The sequence below is a fragment of the Nocardia thraciensis genome, from assembly GCF_054782435.1.
This window is the reverse complement of the sequence record NZ_BAAGSM010000023.1, coordinates 449,509-467,792: the sequence shown is the minus strand read 5'-3', so window position 1 is coordinate 467,792 and position 18,284 is coordinate 449,509. Positions and strand designations below refer to the sequence as shown.

Genomic DNA, 18,284 nt, shown 5'->3' with positions numbered 1-18,284 from the left:
GTCATGCAGGCTTACCAGAAACCTTCGTCCTTCGGCATTATCGCTGTCGATGCGGTCGGCTACACGCGCAACCAAGGTAGGCAACTACCGGAAGTTAGCCGTGGGATTATGGAGGCAGTTGAGATCTCGTTTGGTCGAGCCGGCCTTGGTGCGCTGTGGGAGCCCGAGAATATACGTGGGGACACCGGAGATGGCTGTTTTGTTACTGTTCCCGAGAACTATTCATCCTTCCTGGTTCCGATGCTGTCAGATCTGCAGCATGTGCTGGAGGAGCGGGCAGTCGACACGGCGTACAACCAAAATTTGCTGCGGCTTCGGGTGGCGCTCGGATTCGGATCCGTACCCGACGAGCCGAGAGCTGAAGCTGTCAATGACACATTCCGGCTACTCGATTCTGACGTGATAAAGGCAGAGGTTGAAGCGGCGCATCCGCATGTAACACTCGTATTCGGAATTCTATCGGAAAGATACTTCAAGGAGATCGTTACCCTCGGCTATTCAAATATGCATCCTGCTGAGTTTCGTCCAGTCGAGGTAGTGATACCAAATAAAGAATTTGCGCAGCGCGCATATATGTATGTTCCCCGGCCCTCGATCAGTTCGAGATCATCGACGTCCACTGGAAATGCCAAACAATTTACTCTGCAGGATGCTTCTAGGGTGGACCAGTCTAGTTTGCCAGTGGCTTCTGGCCCCGTCAGCACCTTTAATGGCCCAGTGACTCAGAGTAACGTGGGTACAACGTCCAATCCTCAGGTTCTTATTCAATCGAGCATCGATGATCCGAAGGGGGAGTGGCAGTCGTGACATTCACTTCGCACTATCACGGTCCGGTGGATATGGCGATCACCGGGAACGTCTACTTCCTGTCGAAAGCGATTGCATCGCACGAAATGAACGACCAAACGGTCGATCGGTTGCGCAAACTCTATGTTCCGGTGCCGGAGTGGACCCAAGCGACCTCGCAATTCGATCCCAATTCGGGTCGGCGAACGATCGCTCTTGTGGGAGGGGCGAATAGTGGTCGTCGTATTACGGCAGTAAACCTGGCAGTAAACAACCGTCTGACGCCGAGAGACGCAGTGCCGGATCCTGAGCAGGCATCTGCTACCCCAATGATGCAACCTGGTTATGCATACATCCTCAGCTTGGACAATCTCAGGGATGTTCCTTCGAGTGCTGTCGAGGAATCAGTGCGAGTTTTTCACGGCGCGCTCCCGAATGGTGCTGCGCTGATCGTCCGAGCACAACCGCGTACGTGGGATTTCTTGCGTCTCCATGACCTCGCAATCCCGCGCGTATCTGTCACTCCAACTGATCAGATAGCTACAATCTTCCGACGAAGCCTTCTGAATGAGGAAGATAAAGAGCCTATCATGCCTTGGTGGCATGGTTCTAGACTTATTAACCACCTCGAAGGAAGGAGTCCGGAGGAGGCGGTACGCCTCGCTGACATTGTAAGGTCTCTGATCGGTGTTTCTGGGGATCAGGACGATCTTATTTCCGAGGCTTTGGATGTCTTCACGAATTGGAAGACTGAAATAGAGATCTTCTTCTCAGAGACTCTTGAGGAGCGTCACGTCGACAAGCGTGCTCTGATGATCGCGGCGTGCATCCTTGATGGCGCGCCCGCTCAAGTAATATTTAATGCTAAGGAAGCACTTCTTGATAAAATAGGGTTGACCTCTAGAGATGGCAAAGGATTGCTAGGGCATGGAGTGTCCGGTCAACTTGACGAATTGAAAGCATCTAGGGGAGAAAGAGATATTTACAGGCTTCGCCCTGGCTACTCGGCTTCCTTCTTGTCGTACACATGGCGGGATCGGCCGACACTTCGGCCAACCTTGCAGCAATGGATGGAAGTAACAGCTACAAGCCAATATCCTCAGCCCGCCTATGCTCTCGCTTCGTTGGCGCTAGAATTCAAAGACGCGGAAGCCCTTGCAAGAGCGGTTGAGTTTTGGTCACAGACCGCCGGAATGGAAGATATAGCGATCGATATTTCCGGGGCGGCAGCCATGAGTGAGGAAATTGGCCGGGAGATACGGCGAACGTTGTATGGCTGGGCGAAATCGCCGACGGACTTCCGATCTCACCTAATAGCCGGAGTATGCTCCGGCCCAATGGGGAGAGCATATCCTCAGATTGCTTTGACACGTCTCCGATTGATGGCAGAAAAAGGTAATGAATTTAGTAGACAAGAAGCCGCGCGGGCGCTTGTCGCTCTGGCCTCCGATGAAGATTTGAGGCGAACTGTACTAGATCAAGCTAACATCTGGACATATGCAGATGGCGGCCATCGTACTCGCCTTGGTCTGGATACTCTTTTGTTAATGGCTCGGAATCACTTGCTTGTTCCACCTCCTTGTGACGATAGTGACATGTATGCGAGCACGTGGCTGATCCTGCTCACCAACCCGGAAACCGCAAGTATAGCTTTCGAGGCGGTGATCTCTTGGATGGAGAAGTGCGCTCGTGCCGAGTCTGATCCGCAAGTTTTCATTTCGGTTATCGAGAAGGTTCTGACCGACAATCAAGGTATTGCGCCGGTAGCTCGCGTTGCCTGGGCGACAAAAGATATTCTTCGCGACCAGATCCGATATATAGAAGGTCCGACAATTATCGATAGAATCGAGCATTTATTGGCGGATCGCGATCCTATAATGGAACGGCTGATAGACCAGAAGAATTCTAGGGTGATGGGAATGCCATGAAACCATGGCGCTTTCGTCGATTTCAGACCGTGTTTTCATGTCGTATCAGCAGTATGCGTGATGGCGCCGTCTTCAATGCCGAACTCCTCGCAAACTGGCGACAGCCGCGGTCGAGCAGGGGACTCACAAACGAAGTTCGAGACCACCTGGTTCGTGAAGCAAATGCTATTTGCAAGAAGTATTCGGTCCTAGATTATGAGCGCGCAGAAATAGAGCTTTCGATACACCTTTCCGTTAATTCTACTATTCGGGGCTTGGATTTGACACTCAGCGAGGTGACCGCCCGGCTAACACCTGAACCCTGTAGTCTCGCAATGGAAGAGCAACTGTTGAATGAAAGGCGAGAGCAGTACCTACGGGCCGAACAACGTCGTCTACAGTTAGAGGATATGGCCCACCTGCGAAGCGAGATATTCAGCGATCCACGGATGGCGCGCCTATGGTATCTAGATGGTCGGCCTGACAAGTTTTTCGACTTGTCGGAGAAGGGCGCACAGTTCGATGACGTCGTTTGGCAACTAACAGGGGAATTGAACCAAAATGATTATCAGAAGTTGCTGCAGCTGATTCTCGATTTCTTTCAGAACATGGATGTTGGTACGCGAAACTTTATGATCGACAGATTGATTACGTTCTTCCGCATACATGGATCGAATGATCTAGCGGAAGAGGCGAAAGGGTTGTTCGAGCATTCTGAAACCGTCGAGTTCGAACAGTAGGATGTGAAGGCCAATGCCTTGGCCTGTGCAAATATTACGGAGCTGCAAGTCGCTTCCGATGGTGACGCAGGTTGGGAGGTTTCACGGATGGACCAGCCCAGGATCAGGGCGAGGTTAGCTGTTCTTGCTTGCCACCGGACGCCGACTAAAGAGGCAGGGTCGTCGTCGTGACCGTGTTCGATGTGCGTGCCGGGCCGCAGCCCTGCGACCGTGGTTGCCACATCGGGACCACCCCGTCTGGTGCCACCCTCGACCTGTCTTTTGAGATGGCCGAGAAGTGGCCAAGACCCGGACGAACGAGCCGTAGCCAGGCGGATAGCGCGGACAACACAATGGCCCTGAACTGGACGAACCTCCACCACCCGGACCCCACAGAAGTCCCCACCCGCCTTTACCCACCAGCCGTCGGGCGTTCGAACCCCTCTGCGCACACTTGGATTCGTGCTGGAGCCCCGGTTTCCTGCCCCCACCTCTGGCTGGGTCAAGGTAGGCGGGCGTAGATGTACATGTCGCGGGGGTGGCCGTTGATTTTCTGCCAGCGGCGTAGTAGGGCTTCGCGGTGGTAGCCGGCTGATTCGGCGGTTCGCCAGGAGGGTTCGTTGGTGGGTTCTACGAATAGTTCGAGTCGGGAGATGTCGGGGTGGGTCGATGCCCAGGTGCTGAGGGTGCGGAGTGCTCGGGTGGCGTAGCCGTGGTGGCGGCGGCGTTGGAGGACCCAGTATCCGATGGAGGCTCGGCCGTGGTCGATGTTTCGGCGCCACAGCCCGATCTGGCCTACGGCGGTGTCGGTTTCGGGGTTGGCGATCGCGAACGACCAGCCCTGGCCGGTGATCGCTCGCTGGTGCTGGCGCTGGATGAAGGCGAGGGCGTCGCGGTGGTTGCCGCGTGCGACCACGGTCGTATTCCGCGGGATCGTCGGGTCCCGTCCCGCCTCGACGATGCTGCTCGCGTCGGCATCGGCGAAGGGCCGCAACCGAATCTGCTCGTCCTCTAGTACTGGCACTGTCAGCAGGATCATGCCCTCGACTCAACGCGCGACGGCAGGGCTGTGCAACCGAGTTCCGAGCAACCGAGTTCGATGAGGTGCGCGATCGGGCGGGGCCTGGTGTCCTGGTGTGCAGGGAGGAGAGTGGTCGTCATGTGGGATCCGTACCCGCGTCCGAGTACGCGAGACGATGTAGGGCCCCGCGACAATAGAGGGCATCGTGTTGCGTCGGTGATTGCCGGTATCGGCGGAACTGTCTCGGGTCTGTTCTGGCTGCTGACCGTACACATGGTGCTCGAGTCACGGCTGTCCAGCGACCCCGCCGTGGATCCGCACGGCTACGCGATGATTTTCGGCACGATTATGGCTGTACCGATGGCCGCCGTCACGGGTTTGGGTCTGGTGGCAGCCGTCCCGCGGGCACACCGGGCACCAGCCGCGGGCATCGTGATTCCGATACTGGTGCTCACCACTTTCGTGCTGTTCGTCGCTGTGGCCACCGAATAATTCCCCGACGCCCCGGACGCCCGATTCCCCGGCCCTCCGTGTGGTCGCCGACGTGCTCAGCTGATCACGTGCGGCCGACCCGATCCATTCCGTCGGGATCGTCCTCGCCGCGGGTGGGTTCGGTGGGTGGCTGGGGCAGCGCTCGGCTGTAGATGCGGGCCTGTTTCTCGCGTTCGGTGGTGAGTTCGGTGCGACGGGCGGCCATGGCTTCGGCCGGTGACTCGCCCGTGGTGAGTGCGGTGGTCAGCGCCAGGGCGTCTTCGATGGCCTCGCGGGCGCCGCGGGCGGCGGCGGGGCTGACGGCGTGGTCGGCGTCTCCACACAGGATGACCCGTCCGGCCGGCTGGCGGGCGTTGTGCAACGGGACATTTCGGCAGTTGGCGACGTGCACGGTGGCGGTGGCTTCCAGGAGGGCGCCGATGAGTCCGGCCGCGCCTGGGTCGGCGGAGTGGATCGTCTCCGCCCACGCGGCGGCAGGGTGGGCGCCGACGTCGTCCACGGAGATCGGGTCGCGGGTGATGCGGGTGAACCAGTACACGGTGTTCTCGGTGCGCAGGTGCCCGAAACTGGCCAGCGGCAGCGGGCCGTCGCCGAGGGTGCCGTGAAAGTGCATGACGGTGGGGTCGTCATCGAGTGGCACCGGACGGGTGGTGGTGCCGTAAATGACGATCTGGCCCGCGTAGACGGCGGTGCGGGTCGGCTCCAGGCGGGTACGGGCCAGGGAGTCGATGCCGTCGGCGGCGATGATCAGGTCGTCGGTCGGGAGTTCGCCGTCGGTGCCCCACAGGGTTCCGGTTTCGGTGTCGATATCGGTGGCGGTGTGTCCGTAGCGAATGTCCGCACCGGCCGCGAACTCGGTGAGTACCCGCATGAGATCGCCGCGCGGGTAGAGGCGATGGCCGCGGCTGGGGGCGGCGTCGCGTCCGGGCGGCAGATAGTGGAAGCCGAATCCTCCGGGCATCGGGTGCGATACCGCGTCGAGGGCTCCGCGGGGTACGCCCAGGTCCGCGAGGGCTTGCTGGGCGTAGCCGTCGAGCACCATGAAGGCACCGGCGGCGGGCGCGGGGTGCCGTTCGTAGACAGTGACCGGGTGCTGACGTTGCGCGAGTGCGCCGCCGAGTACGGTACCGGCGATACCGCCGCCGAGGATGGTGACCATGGATCTCCTAGCGCTGGTGGATGAGTCGTCGGCACCGAGTTCGCGACCGAGGCGGTCGGGTGGACGACGTCGGCGCGCCCGGATCGTTCACCATCTCCGCCGTCCAGCGCAACCATATCGCTGCCAGCGGTACAAGGTCGTCAGCGTCGGAAAAGTCGGCCTACCGATGCGGTCACGGCGCTCCGGGGCGACCGGCGCGGAAGAGTGCTTCAGCCGATCGGGCCCGTCGTCGTCAGCTCGGCGTCGGTGTTGCGCGCTCGCTCCGCCGATCTGCCACTGCCCCTGGACGATTCGCCGAACCGGCGCACGCTCGGCGGCTGGATCAGCTGGTGGCTGTCGCAGACGATCATCGGGCAGGGGGCGCGATACATCAGGTTCTGGCTCATCGAGCGCGACAGCATGCCGGTCAGGCGGTTGCCGCCGCGGTCGCCCGAGACCACCAGCTGCGCGTTACCCGCCCGTGCGGCCCGCGTCCGGGCCGAGGCGTCCGGTTCGACGACGTTCGTGACGCGCACGTTCGGGTACTGGCGCTGCCATCCCGCGACGAGTTGCTCGGCGCGCACGGCGTTGCGCTGCTGCGGTGACAGGCGCGCGGATTGCCGCCGGGGCGGTGCCGCGCCGCGCATGGCGATCACGTCGACATCGAGCAGTTCGGCCAGTTCGAAGGCGTTGCCGATCGGACCCGTACCGACCGAGGCGCCCAGGTCCACCAGCACCGGGCGCCGGTCCGACAGCGGCTCGTCGACGCGGCCGTGCCATACGGCGACGGGGCAGTGCGACTTCTCGGCGACCCGTTCGGCGGTCGATCCGGTCAGCAGGGTCGGCAGGCGGCGGGCGTCGGGGCCGGCCACCACGACCATGCGGGCATCGGCACTGGTGGCGACGAGTTCGCGGACCGGGTCGCCGACCCTGGGCAGTTGCCGAATCGACAGGCTCGGCTGGTCGCGCTGGACGACAGCGGCTACCCGCTCGGCCCGCCGTCGTGCCACCGACGAGAACGTCCGCAGCAGATCCCGCTCCGCCCGGCCTCCGGCCGCCACCGGATAGTCGGGGGCCGGTACGGCGCTGACCAGCAGGAGCGAAGTCCGCTCGCGCGCGGCGAGGTCCGCGGCCCAGCGCGCGGCGGGTATCGCGGACGGGCTGTCGTCGACTCCGACGACGATCGGTCGATCGTTGTGCCGGTCCATCACTACTCCACCTCGCTTCGGATCGATCTTCGAACGGTGCTGCTTCGGGCCATGCGAGGACGCCGCCGAGTAGCCGTCGGCGTACCGCATGAGGTTGGACAGCTCGCGCATATCCGATGGTTTGACGAATAGGCCTGCCGAACCGGGTGTTTCGACCTGCCTGGCGTCGACCGCATGCCTCCGCCTGCAGCGGATCATGATCAAGTTCTGCGCTCGCGGTACCCACGCTAACCTCGCGGCAAACCTCCCGCCATGCATAAAAGCCCCCCGAGATCGTGATTTGCACCACCGTCCTGACCTGCCGGCGGAGGAAGTGCCGGCCTCGGTGACGCGTCCGGACCATTCGGACGTTCTGGCTCTGCTGTCGGGGTTCAATTCCGTCGCAGTGCGAGGAAGATCGTGGTTCCTCCCGAAATCGGAACGACGTTCGCGGACTACATCGTCGACGGGGACGGCCCGCCGCGGATCGTTGTGCGGCGCAGGTGGCAAGGGGTGCGGTGGGGGCGGCCGATACAGTCGGGGTGGGCCCGGAGGGCCGATCGAGGTTCGGACCGACACCGTGAGGAGCTGCCGTGGATGTGTCCCGTCCCCGCCCGAGTGCCGATGCTGTGGCCGGGGTCGTCGCTGCGCTGGACGGTCTCGGGATCGGGGTCGACGACAGTGCGTTGACGCGCTCGCTGTATTCGTCGGATGCGTCGGTTTATCGGGTGTCGCCGGGGGCGGTGGTGTTTCCGCGTCGCGGCGAGGACGTCGAGGCGGTGGTGGCCGCGTGTGCCGCGAACGGCGTGCCGATCACGAGTCGCGGGGCGGGAACGTCGATCGCGGGTAACGCGATCGGAACCGGGATCGTCCTCGATCACAGCCGTTATCTCGATTCGGTGCTGACCGTGGATGCCGAAAGCCGTTCGGCGCGTGTGCAACCCGGTGTCGCACACGCCAGCCTGCAGCGCAGTGCGGCGCCGCACGGCCTGCGTTTCGGCCCGGATCCCTCGTCGCACTCGCGGTGCACGATCGGCGGGATGATCGGCAACAACGCCTGCGGGTCGCGGGCGCTGGGGTACGGGCGGACCAGCGATAATGTGCGCGGGCTGCATGTGCTCACCGTGGCCGGGGAGCATCTGCGACTGGGCAGTCTCGCCGGGCCCGATGCCGCCGCCCCGGCGGTGCTGGAGTCGCTGCGGACCACGGTGGGTGGCTCGCTGGCCACGATCAGGTCCGAGTTCGGGCGCTTCGGGCGTCAGGTTTCCGGCTATGCGCTCGATCCGCTGCTGCCGGAGAACCGGTTCGACGTGACGAAGCTGTTCGTGGGGTCGGAGGGCACCCTCGGCGTCGTGCTCGAGGCGGACGTCACGCTGGTGGCGGATCCACCGCACCGCGTGATGGGGGTGCTCGGTTTCGAGAACATGGTCGCCGCCGCGGCGGCCGTGCCCGCCATTCTCCCGTTCTCTCCCATCGCCTGCGAGGGTCTCGACAGTCGGATCACCGACGTCGTCCGGGCGCTGCGGCCGGGCGCCGTGCCCGAGATGCCCAGGGGCGCGGGGTGGTTGTTCGTCGAGTTCGCCGGGGCGGACCGTCCCGCGCTCGAGGCGATGGTCTCCGCGGTGGCGGCGGCGAGCGGGGCGCTGGACTGGCGGCTGGTCGGGTCGGCCGCGGAGGCCGCGGCGCTGTGGAAGATCCGGGAGGACGGTTCGGGGCTGGTGGCGCGGACGCCGAGTGGTCGTCCGGCGCATGCGGGCTGGGAGGACGCGGCGGTGCCGCCGGAGCATCTGGCGGAGTACCTGGCGCAGTTCGAGGAGTTGCTGACCGGGTACGGGCTGACGGGGGTGCCGTACGGGCATTTCGGCGACGGGTGCGTGCATGTGCGGATCGATTTCGATCTGGACGACGCGCGCGGCCGGGAACGGTTCGAGCATTTCCTCGACGAGGCCGCGAAACTGGTTGGCGCCTACGGTGGTTCGATGTCGGGGGAGCACGGCGACGGCCGCGCCCGCAGCGCGCTGCTGTCGCATATGTATTCGCCCGCGGCACTGGAGCTGTTCGGGCGGGTGAAGCGGCACTTCGATCCGGGGAATCTGCTGAACCCGGGCATTATCGTCGACCCGCTGCCCGCCTCCGCCGACATCCGTTATGTACCAGCCCCTTCGGCGCCACAGCCGCTGGCGTTCGGCTATCCGCACGACGCCGACGGTTTGTTCGGGGCCGTGCACCGGTGCACCGGTGTGGGGCGCTGTGTCGCTCCCAATCCGTCGGCCACGGTGATCTGCCCGTCGTTTCAGGCCACCGGCGAGGAGAAGGATTCGACGCGGGGACGCGCGAGGATTCTGCAGGATGCGGTGACCGGGCATCTCGGTGCGGCGGGTCTGTCGGCGCCGGAAGTGATTGCGGCCCTTGACCTTTGCCTGAGTTGTAAGGGCTGTAAGTCCGACTGCCCGACCGGTGTGGACATGGCGACGTACAAGGCCGAGGTGCTGCATCAGCGGTATCGCGGAAAGGTCCGGCCGCGGTCGCATTATTCGCTGGGCCGCTTGCCGCTGTGGTTGCGCCTGGCGCGACGCGTGCCTCGTCTCGCCAACCGGCTCAGCGGGATTCGCGTAACTCATCCGATGGTCGCCTGGGTGGCGGGCATCGACGCGCGCCGCGATATCCCGGCGATCGGTGCGTCCGCGGACCGCAGGGCGTGGCGTGCCGCGCGCCGGGGGACGGCGACCGGGACCAAGGACGTCGTGCTGTTCGTCGACACCTTCACCGACAGCTTCACCCCGGCGGTCGCGACCGCGCTGCTCGAGGTGCTGCGCGCGGCGGGCTATCGCGTACACGTCCCGGAGCGGAATGTCTGCTGCGGGCTGACCTGGATCTCCACCGGCCAGCTCGGCGGCGCGCGGCGGCGGTTGGAACAGACCGTGACCGCGCTGCACCCTTATGTCGAGCAGGGGATGGCGGTGCTCGGGATCGAGCCGTCGTGCACCGCGGTACTTCGTTCCGACCTCGTCGAATTGGTGGGAACCGAACAGGCCCGGGCGGTTTCGGGGGCGGTGCGCACCCTGTCGGAGCTGCTGACCGGTGACGAGGAATACCGGCTTCCCGACCTGTCCGGCGTGCGGGTGCTGGCCCAGCCGCATTGCCACCACCACGCGGTACTGGGCTGGGACACCGATCGCCGCCTGCTGGAGCGGGCGGGCGCGCAGGTGCGGGCCGTCGGCGGATGTTGCGGTCTGGCAGGCAATTTCGGTGCCGAGCGGGGACATTACGACGTGTCGGTCGCCGTCGCGGAGACCCAGCTGCTGCCCGCGTTGCGCGCCGCGTCCTCGGATACGGTGATCCTCGCCGACGGCTTCTCCTGCCGCACTCAGATCGAACACCTGTCTCACCTGCGCGGCGCCCATCTCGCCGAACTACTCGCCGGAAGGACCGCGAAGCGGGGCTGACGGCGGCAACCGAGGTCTCAGGTGAGGGCGTCGAATTCTCCGCTCGCCCAGCGGATGTACTGATCCGTCGAGCGCCGCACGACTTGCTTGGCGTCGGAATCGGGGTGTGGCCCCGATCAGTCGGTTGCGGTGTGCCGCAGCAGAATTACGAGGTAGGGCGCGCCGAGCAGGGCCGTGACGATGCCCGCGGGGATCTCGACCGGGGCGAGCAGCGCGCGTCCGACGGCGTCGGCGGCGACGACCAGGGTGGCGCCCAGCAGCGCGGCGATCGGGACCAGTCGGGCCGTACTGCCGCCGACCAGCCTGCGGGCCAGATGCGGGGCGACGAGTCCGACGAAGCCGATGGCGCCGACGGCCGCTGCGGTTCCGGCGGCCAGCACGGCCGCGGCGCCGAGCACGAGCACCCGGGTCCGGCCGAGTGAGAGCCCGAGGGTCCGGGGGAGATCCTCGCCGAGGGCGAGCATGTTCACCGGCCGGGTGGCGAGCGTGAGCAGGACGGCGACGAGCGCGGGCACGGCGAGCCACCCGAGGGCGGTGAGGCCGCGGGCGTAGGTGCTGCCCGACAGCCAGGTGAGGGCGGAGGCGATATTCATCTGCGAATGGACCACCATCGCGTTGACCGCCGCGGTCGCGGTGGCGGTGACACCGAGCCCGACCAGGATCACCCGGGTGGGATCGAGGCCTGCGGGATCGCGCGCGATGCCGATGACCACCGCCAGCGCCGCGACACCGCCGATGCCCGCGGCCAGCGGCAGCAGTACCGCCGGGGCGGCGGGAAGCACGCTGATCATCAGCACCGCGCCCGCGGACGCCCCGGCGGTGATGCCGACCAGGCCCGGTTCGGCGAGCGGGTTGCGCACCACCGACTGCACCGCGACTCCCGCCGCGGCGAGGCAGGCGCCGGCGACGGCGGCGACCAGGATCCGGGGCAGCCGCAGCGACAGCACGGCGGTCGTCAGGCCGTCGCCGGTGCCCGCCAGCGCCGCCGCGAGCTGATCCCAGCCGAGGTCGACGTCGCCGACGCGCAGCCCGATCGCCGCGGCCGCGAGCAACGCGACCGACCCCGCCGCGAGGATGACCGCGTAACCCGTTGCGCGCCTGGGGCGGGCGACCGACACGGCGGCGCCGGTGTCGGTGTCCCCGGTCGTCGCGCGGCGGGCGAGCAGGACGAACACCGGCCCGCCGAGCAGCGCGGTGACCACGCCGACCGGTAGTTCGCCGAAGCCCGCCGAGGGCGGGAACACCAGCTGGGCGGCGGAGTCGGCGCCGAGAATCAGTGTCGCCCCGAACAATCCGGACAGCGGGACGAGTGCCGCGTGCCCTCGGACACCGAGCAGCCGCACGACGACGGGTGCGATGAGCCCGGCGAATCCGATGGGACCAGCCAAGGTGACGGCCGCCGCGGACAGCACGACCGCGAGCAGCCATGCGGCGGGCCGGATCCGGCCCACGCGCACGCCCAGGGCCTCGGCGGCCTCGTCGCCGAGCGCGAGCAGATCGAGGGGTCGGGCGAGCGGCCCCGCGAGCAGCGCCCCGGCGATGATCAGCGCGCCCAGCACGAGCGGTCGCCGCAACCCCGTCTGCAGCAGGGTTCCGTTGCCCCAGAAGAACAGTCCGCTCGTGGCCTGTTCGTCGAGCAGGTGCAGGAACTCGGCGGCGGCCGTCCCGGCCAGGGCGACGACCGCGCCCGCCAGCAGCACGCGTCCGGGAGTGAGCACTCCGCGACCGGCGAGCAGATAGACGACCGCGATGGCAAGCAGCCCCCCGGCGAACGCGGCGATCCCGGAGCCGAGAATCCCACTGTCCCAACCGAAATACGCTAGCACCGCCACCGCGAGGTACGCGCCCGCGTTCACGCCGAGGGTGTCGGGTGCGGCCAGGGGATTGCGGTTCGCGCCCTGGATCAGGCATCCGGCGACACCGAGCGCGAGCCCGGTGGCCAGTCCGGCCAGCGTGCGCGGCAGCCTGCTGCCGACCAGCACCGCGTGGGTCTGCGCGGAGGCGTGCCCGGTGAGCAGGTCGAGCAGCGCGCCCGGACCGGTACCGGCCGCGCCGAGCCCGAGGTGTACGACGGCAATCGCGCCCAGGGCGAGGGCGAGCGCACCGCCGATCAGTGCGATGCGCAGTGTCCGAGCGGAATTCACACGCCGAGGGCTTTCGCCGTCTCGTCGATCAGGTGCAGCGCCGACAGCGGGCCGCCGAAGAGCCAGGTGCCGGGATCGAGCGACTTCGCGCGGCCCGCGCCGACGAAGGCGAGCCCGCGCCACACCGGATTACCTGCCAGCGCGCCGGTGAACGGGTTGTCGTTGTCGGCGGCCACCGACAGGAACGTCACCGATCCCGGGACCTGGGTCAGTCCCTCGACACCGACCGTGGTCATGCCCCAGTCGTCGGGCTTGCCCCGCCAGCCGTTGCGCAGCCCCGCGCGGCCGAGCACCTGTGGGGAGAACGCGTCGTCGGTGAGGATGCGGATCGCCGGGACGCCGTTGACCGAATAGCCTTGTGCCAGGGCGTATTCCTGCCCCGATCGGCCCGCCTTCGTCAGTCGGTCCGCGAGATCCGCCGCGGCGGTGTCGATCCGGCCGAGCACCTCGGCGGCCCGGTCCTGCGCGCCGACCGCGGCGGCCAGCGCCGTGAAGTTCTTCGTCATCGTGTCCAGCTGCGGTTTCGCGGTGTAGTCGAACGACAGCACCGGTGCGATCTTCGCGAGCTGCTCGTATCCGGCCCCGACGCGATCCTCGCTGGCCACGATGAGATCCGGGCGCAGCGCGGTGATCTGCTCGATGCTCGGCTCGTTGCGTTTGCCCACATCTGTCACCGACGCGGGCAGCGCCGCGCCCCGGGCGGTCACCCACGAGGCGTAGGTCGCGGAGTCGGCGTTGCCGACCGGCGTGACACCCAGCGCGAGCAATTCCTCGGTGTAGGTCCATTCCAGCGAGACGATCCTGGTCGCCGGGCGGGGGAGGGAGACCGGGCCCCGAGCGGTGTCCGCGGTGATCGCGCCGTCCGAAGCGGCCGCGCCCGAGTGTGTTCCGGCCGGGTCGCCCACGGTTCCGGACCCACATCCGGCGAGGCCGAGCAGAAGTACCGAGGCCGCGCAGACGCGCAGTATACGACGCATATTCACTCCAACTGTGCAGGGAAATCAGGACGAGGCCGCGGGGTCGGGCCGCGTCGGGAAGCATGCGAGCTGGCCGGAATCCGGATCCCGCAGCACCGTGACCTCGAGACCGAAGGCCCGGCCGATGGTGTCGGGCGTGAGCACCTCGTCCGGTGGCCCGGCCGCGGCGATCCCGCCGTCGGCGAGCACCACGATCTCGTCGCCGTAGGCCGCCGCCTGCATGAGGTCGTGCAGCACGACGCCGCAGGCGATCTCGTGCTCGCGGGCGAGGCGCCGGACGACGTCGAGCACCTCGAATTGATGCCGCAGATCCAGGTAGGTGGTGGGCTCGTCCAGTAGCACGATTCCGGACCGTTGCGCGAGAACCGTTGCCAGCCAGGCTCTTTGCCGTTCACCACCGGACAGCTCGTCGAGCCGCGACTCGGCCAGCGCGGCCGCGTCGCTGACGTCGAGGGCCCAGTCGACGGCTGCTCGATCGGCGTCGGTGTGCCTGCCGAACGCGCCCCGATGCGCGTATCGGCCGTGCCGCACCAGCTCGCGGACCGTCACTCCGGCGGGCACCAGCGGCGCCTGCGGCAGGAACGCGAGCCGCTGCGCCAGTGCGCGTCGTGACAGCGAGCGCAGCGGCGTGTCGTCGACCCGCACCGAGCCGGACAGCGGGGGCAGCAACCCGGCGGCCGTGCGGAGGAGGGTGGATTTACCGCAGCCGTTCGGCCCGACCAGCACCGTTACCGCACCGGCCCGCAGCGTCAGGTCGACATCGCGCAGCACCGTCCGGCCGCCGTGGCCGACGTCGAGGCCACGCGCCACCAGTCGCACGCCCGCTCCGGTCATCCGCCATCTCCTAACCCAGCCGGATCAGCACCGTAGCAAAGTAGGGAAGGCAAGCCTAATTCGGTGCGTGACGATCTCGCGGAGCGCGGCGTTCTGCTGGGCCGCGCTGGTCGCCGTCGCACCCGCCTTCGGGCCGCGCTGTCGTGGCGGTTTCCGCTATCTGTGGTGGTTGAACTAGCTGGTTTTAATTATTGAACGCATTGGTTAGGAAGCGCTAGCATGTGGGTCATGTTGGGATTCGCACTGCCACAGTTCGGTCGGGCCGCCTATGACGACGTGGCCCGCTTCGCTTCCACCGCGGAGAAACTGGGGGCGGGCAGCCTCTGGGTGGGTGATCGGTTGCTCGCGCCGGTGCGTCCGAGCGTGGGATACGCGGGGACGGACACGATTCCGGAGGAGTTCCGCACCGTCCTGGACCCGTTCGTCGCGTTGACGGTGGCCGCGGCGGTGACCGACACCGCGCGGCTGGGCAGCAATGTGCTTGTCGCGCCGTGGTATCCGCCGGTCCAGCTGGCCCGGCAGCTGACCGGCATCGACGTGGTCAGCGGCGGTCGGCTGCTGCCCGGGCTCGGCATCGGCTGGTCGCCGGAGGAGTTCCGAGCCGCCGGGGCGACGTTCCGCCGCCGCGGCGCCCAACTCGACGAACTGCTCGACATCCTGGACGCCTGGTGGGCACCGGGGCCGATCGAGCACGAGGGGGAGCGCTGGTCCGTCCCGCCGTCGTGGGTCGACCTCGCGCCGGTGCAGCGGCCGCATCCACCGATCTACCTGGGGGCGTTCACCTCTCCGGGCCTGCGGCGGGTCGGGGAGCGGGCCGACGGCTGGCTGCCGGTGGTCCAGGTCCCCGGTCGCCTGCACCACGTCGACGGCCTGCGGCGGCAGCGCGCCGTCATCGACGCCGCGGCGCGTGAGGCCGGGCGAGACCCGGAAACCATCCACTCCTACGTGCGCATCAATGTCGCGGCGGGAGCCGAGATCGAGCAGGTGCGCGAGACGATCGAGATCTTGGCCGACAGCGGCTACCCCGACGCCTTCGTCGACCTGTTGTACGTGGTGTCGGGCACCGACGCCCACCTGGACTGGGTCGAACGACTGCTGGCGGGGTAATCGGTTTGCGCTAGCGCCGTGTCCGCACCGCGGCGACGGCCTTGCGGGCGGCCACCTGCACCGGGTCCCAGACCGGCGAGAACGGGGGCGCGTAGCCGAGATCCAGCTGCGTCACCTGCTCGACGGTCATCCGGGCGGTGAGGGCGACGGCGGCGATGTCGACCCGCTTGCCCGCACCCTCGCGGCCGACGATCTGCGCGCCGAGCAGGCGCCCGGTATAACGTTCGGCCAGCATCTTCACCGTCATCGGCGCGCTGCCGGGGAAATAGCCCGAGCGGCTGGTGGATTCGATGGTGACCGCGACGAACTGCAGGCCCGCGGCCCGAGCGTCCTTCTCGCGCAGGCCCGTTCGCGCCACCTCCAGATCGCAGACCTTGCTGACCGCGGTGCCGACGACGCCGGGGAAGGTGGCGTACCCGCCGCCGACGCCCGAACCGATAACCTGCCCTTGTTTATTGGCGTGGGTGCCCAGCGGAACATGCCGCTGCCGCCCGGAAACCAGGTCGAGTACCTCGACGCAATCCCCGCCCGCCCAGATGTTCTCGTGGCCGCGCACCCGCATCGCGGCATCGGTGAGCAGGCCGCCGAATTCGCCCAGCGGCAATCCGGCGGCGCGGGCGAGGCGCGTCTCCGGACTGACGCCGATGCCGAGCACCACCACATCGGCCGGGTACTCGGCGGTCTCGGTGACCACCGCGGTGGCGCGGCCGTCCGACGCGGTGCGGATCTCGGTGACCTCGGTCTTGCCGACGACCTGAATTCCCATGCCGCGCATCGCTTCCCGGATGATTCCGCCCATATCCGGGTCCAGGGTCGACATCGGTTCGGCGCCGCGGTCGATCACCGTGACGTCGTAGCCGCGCTGTAGCAGCGCTTCCGCCATCTCTACGCCGATATAGCCGGCGCCGACGACGACCGCGCGGTGGCCGGACGCGCCTTCGAGCGTGTCGATGAGGGCCTGGCCGTCGTCGAGAGTCTGCACGCCGTGGACGCCCGGCGCGTCGATACCGGGCAGCGGGGGCCGGGTCGGCCGGGCGCCGGTCGCGATCACGAGTTTGTCGTAGTCCAGCGATGATTCGGCGCCGGATTCGCGGTCGAGCGTCCGGATCCGCCCGGCGGCGACATCGATCTCCAACGCTTCGGTGTGCATCCGCAGGTCGATATCGCGGTCGCGGTGTTCCTGCGGGGTCCGGGCGATGAGGGCGTCTCGGTCCTCGACGTCGCCGCCGACCCAGTAGGGGATCCCGCAGGCGGAGTAGGAGGTGAAGCCGCCCCGCTCGAGGACGACGATCTCCAGATCACTGAGGTCCCGCAATCTGCGGGCCTGGGAGGCCGCGGACATTCCCGCCGCGTCTCCACCGATGACTGCCAGCCGCTCTGCCACGCGATTCACTGTATCCGTGAGCGCCGGTTTCGCGGCCGCGGGTTCACTGTTCCCCGGCGCGTCCTTCCCCTTGTGTTCCCGGCATGCGGGCGAGAACTCACGCGCGCCGCTATCGGGCGTATTCGCGCAAGTGGTGGGCGACTTCGTCGGGGCCGGGCATGCGGGTGATCTCATGGGCCAGAGCGCGGGCGGCGTCGCGGTGGGGGGAGTCGTGGCGCGGGAGGAGTCGGTGGGTGGTGACGGCGATGGTTTCCGGGGTGATCTCGTGGGGGTGCAGGTGGAGAGAGGCGCCGGAGGTCGTGAGGGCTTCGGCGTTGGCGAACTGGTCGGCGCCTTGGGGGAGGATCAGTTGGGGCACACCGAAAGTCAGGGCGGCCAGCATGGTGCCGCTGCCGCCGTGGTGGACCACGACGTCGGCGTGCGGCAGCAGATCCGCCTGGGACACCCAGCCGTAGAGGACGGTGTTGCCGGGCACGGGGGAGAGGTCGTCGGGGCGCACCCGGCCGGTGGCGGCGACGATCTGTGCGTCCAGTCGCCCCAGCCCGGACAGGACGGTGGTGAACAGTTCCGCGGTGCCGAAGACGGTGCCCAGGGTGAGGTAGACCAGCGGCCGGGAATTGCGGACGGTGTCGCGGGCCCGCGGCGCGGCCGGTTCGGAATAGGGGACCGGCCGCAGGGGAATGCGGTGCTCACCGGCCAGAAACTCCTTGTCCTGCAGCGACGGTGGGCAGATATCGATATGCGGCAGGCCGGGCGCCTCGGTGTTGCGCGTCGGGAGTTCGAACCCGATTCCCTCGGGAATCATGCGGCCGAAACCGTGCCAGATTCCGGGAATCCCGGCGCGGCGGGCGGCCACCGCGACGCCGGGCAGCCCCCACTCGTGGACGACGAGATCCGGTTGCAGGCGCCGCAGATCCGGTTCGATGTCCTCGGGGTAGATCTCGGAGAACGCGTCCGCGGGACGGAACGGGCGCAGGCCGTTGGCGGCCAGCGGTGCGTGCACGGCCTCACCGGCGGCGAAATGGACCTCGTGGCCCGCCTTCCGCGCGGCGACCGCGAGCGGGATCAAGGGATAACAATGACCGACCGACGCCAGGCTGGCAAACAGCACACGCATGCCGGTCGAACTACCGACCGGGCCG

The 18,284-nt window shown here is 67.0% G+C and carries 14 protein-coding genes; 6 read left to right on the top strand and 8 right to left on the bottom strand.

The features are described 5' to 3' along the window. Window positions 1-3: 3 nt before the first annotated feature. The 3 genes from ACYVLQ_RS15760 to ACYVLQ_RS15750 all read left to right on the top strand — a co-directional run bounded on the left by ACYVLQ_RS15760 (window position 4) and on the right by ACYVLQ_RS15750 (window position 3,433). Window positions 4-807: a hypothetical protein gene (locus ACYVLQ_RS15760; protein ID WP_460698204.1), complete on the top strand. Its 804-nt coding sequence runs from the start codon at window positions 4-6 to the stop codon at window positions 805-807. Further along, window positions 804-2,714, top strand: a complete 1,911-nt coding sequence (locus tag ACYVLQ_RS15755) for a hypothetical protein (protein WP_460698203.1) — start codon at window positions 804-806, stop codon at window positions 2,712-2,714. Before ACYVLQ_RS15760 ends, ACYVLQ_RS15755 begins: the two co-directional genes overlap by 4 nt. Before the next feature lie 254 nt (window positions 2,715-2,968). Further along, entirely contained in the window at window positions 2,969-3,433 is a 465-nt protein-coding gene (locus ACYVLQ_RS15750) for a hypothetical protein (RefSeq protein ID WP_460698202.1), read from the top strand. Window positions 3,434-3,914: 481 nt separating this feature from the next. Here ACYVLQ_RS15750 and ACYVLQ_RS15745 read toward each other — a convergent pair whose 3' ends face one another. Beyond that, window positions 3,915-4,436, bottom strand: a complete 522-nt coding sequence (locus ACYVLQ_RS15745) for a GNAT family N-acetyltransferase (protein WP_460698201.1) — start codon at window positions 4,434-4,436, stop codon at window positions 3,915-3,917. Window positions 4,437-4,649: 213 nt separating this feature from the next. Here ACYVLQ_RS15745 and ACYVLQ_RS15740 point away from each other — a divergent pair, with 213 nt between their 5' ends. Then, window positions 4,650-4,925 carry a hypothetical protein gene (locus ACYVLQ_RS15740; protein ID WP_460698200.1) on the top strand — a complete coding sequence of 92 codons (276 nt, stop codon included), beginning with the start codon at window positions 4,650-4,652 and terminating at the stop codon, window positions 4,923-4,925. Between the two features lie 64 nt (window positions 4,926-4,989). Here the strand turns inward: ACYVLQ_RS15740 and ACYVLQ_RS15735 are convergent, their stop codons facing one another. Both ACYVLQ_RS15735 and ACYVLQ_RS15730 read right to left on the bottom strand, forming a co-directional pair. Further along, window positions 4,990-6,084, bottom strand: coding sequence for an FAD-dependent monooxygenase (locus tag ACYVLQ_RS15735; protein WP_460698199.1), 1,095 nt, complete (start codon window positions 6,082-6,084; stop codon window positions 4,990-4,992). Between the two features lie 209 nt (window positions 6,085-6,293). After that, window positions 6,294-7,382 (bottom strand): universal stress protein, encoded by a 1,089-nt coding sequence (locus ACYVLQ_RS15730; RefSeq protein ID WP_460698198.1) that lies wholly within the window; start codon window positions 7,380-7,382, stop codon window positions 6,294-6,296. Window positions 7,383-7,843: 461 nt separating this feature from the next. Between ACYVLQ_RS15730 and ACYVLQ_RS15725 the strand changes: the two genes are divergently transcribed. Beyond that, on the top strand, window positions 7,844-10,696 hold the full coding sequence (locus ACYVLQ_RS15725; protein ID WP_460698197.1) for an FAD-binding and (Fe-S)-binding domain-containing protein: 2,853 nt from the start codon (window positions 7,844-7,846) through the stop codon (window positions 10,694-10,696). A 116-nt stretch (window positions 10,697-10,812) separates the two neighbouring features. On the opposite strand, the gene ACYVLQ_RS15720 is transcribed toward ACYVLQ_RS15725, so the two are convergent. The 3 genes from ACYVLQ_RS15720 to ACYVLQ_RS15710 are packed head-to-tail and all read right to left on the bottom strand — an operon-like array spanning window position 10,813 to window position 14,651. Then, a complete protein-coding gene (locus ACYVLQ_RS15720) occupies window positions 10,813-12,840 on the bottom strand; it encodes an iron ABC transporter permease (protein WP_460698196.1) in 2,028 nt (675 codons plus the stop codon). Further along, window positions 12,837-13,817 (bottom strand): ABC transporter substrate-binding protein, encoded by a 981-nt coding sequence (locus tag ACYVLQ_RS15715; RefSeq protein WP_460698195.1) that lies wholly within the window; start codon window positions 13,815-13,817, stop codon window positions 12,837-12,839. The genes ACYVLQ_RS15720 and ACYVLQ_RS15715 overlap by 4 nt, the downstream gene beginning before the upstream one ends. Before the next feature lie 24 nt (window positions 13,818-13,841). After that, window positions 13,842-14,651, bottom strand: a complete 810-nt coding sequence (locus tag ACYVLQ_RS15710) for an ABC transporter ATP-binding protein (RefSeq protein ID WP_460698194.1) — start codon at window positions 14,649-14,651, stop codon at window positions 13,842-13,844. A 228-nt stretch (window positions 14,652-14,879) separates the two neighbouring features. Between ACYVLQ_RS15710 and ACYVLQ_RS15705 the strand changes: the two genes are divergently transcribed. Beyond that, window positions 14,880-15,758: a TIGR03619 family F420-dependent LLM class oxidoreductase gene (locus ACYVLQ_RS15705; RefSeq protein WP_460698193.1), complete on the top strand. Its 879-nt coding sequence runs from the start codon at window positions 14,880-14,882 to the stop codon at window positions 15,756-15,758. 10 nt (window positions 15,759-15,768) lie between these two features. Here ACYVLQ_RS15705 and ACYVLQ_RS15700 read toward each other — a convergent pair whose 3' ends face one another. Together ACYVLQ_RS15700 and ACYVLQ_RS15695 are read right to left on the bottom strand one after the other, a co-directional pair. Further along, window positions 15,769-17,142: an FAD-dependent oxidoreductase gene (locus ACYVLQ_RS15700; protein WP_460698192.1), complete on the bottom strand. Its 1,374-nt coding sequence runs from the start codon at window positions 17,140-17,142 to the stop codon at window positions 15,769-15,771. Window positions 17,143-17,251: 109 nt separating this feature from the next. Further along, on the bottom strand, window positions 17,252-18,259 hold the full coding sequence (locus tag ACYVLQ_RS15695; protein ID WP_460698191.1) for a glycosyltransferase: 1,008 nt from the start codon (window positions 18,257-18,259) through the stop codon (window positions 17,252-17,254). Window positions 18,260-18,284 lie beyond the last annotated feature (25 nt).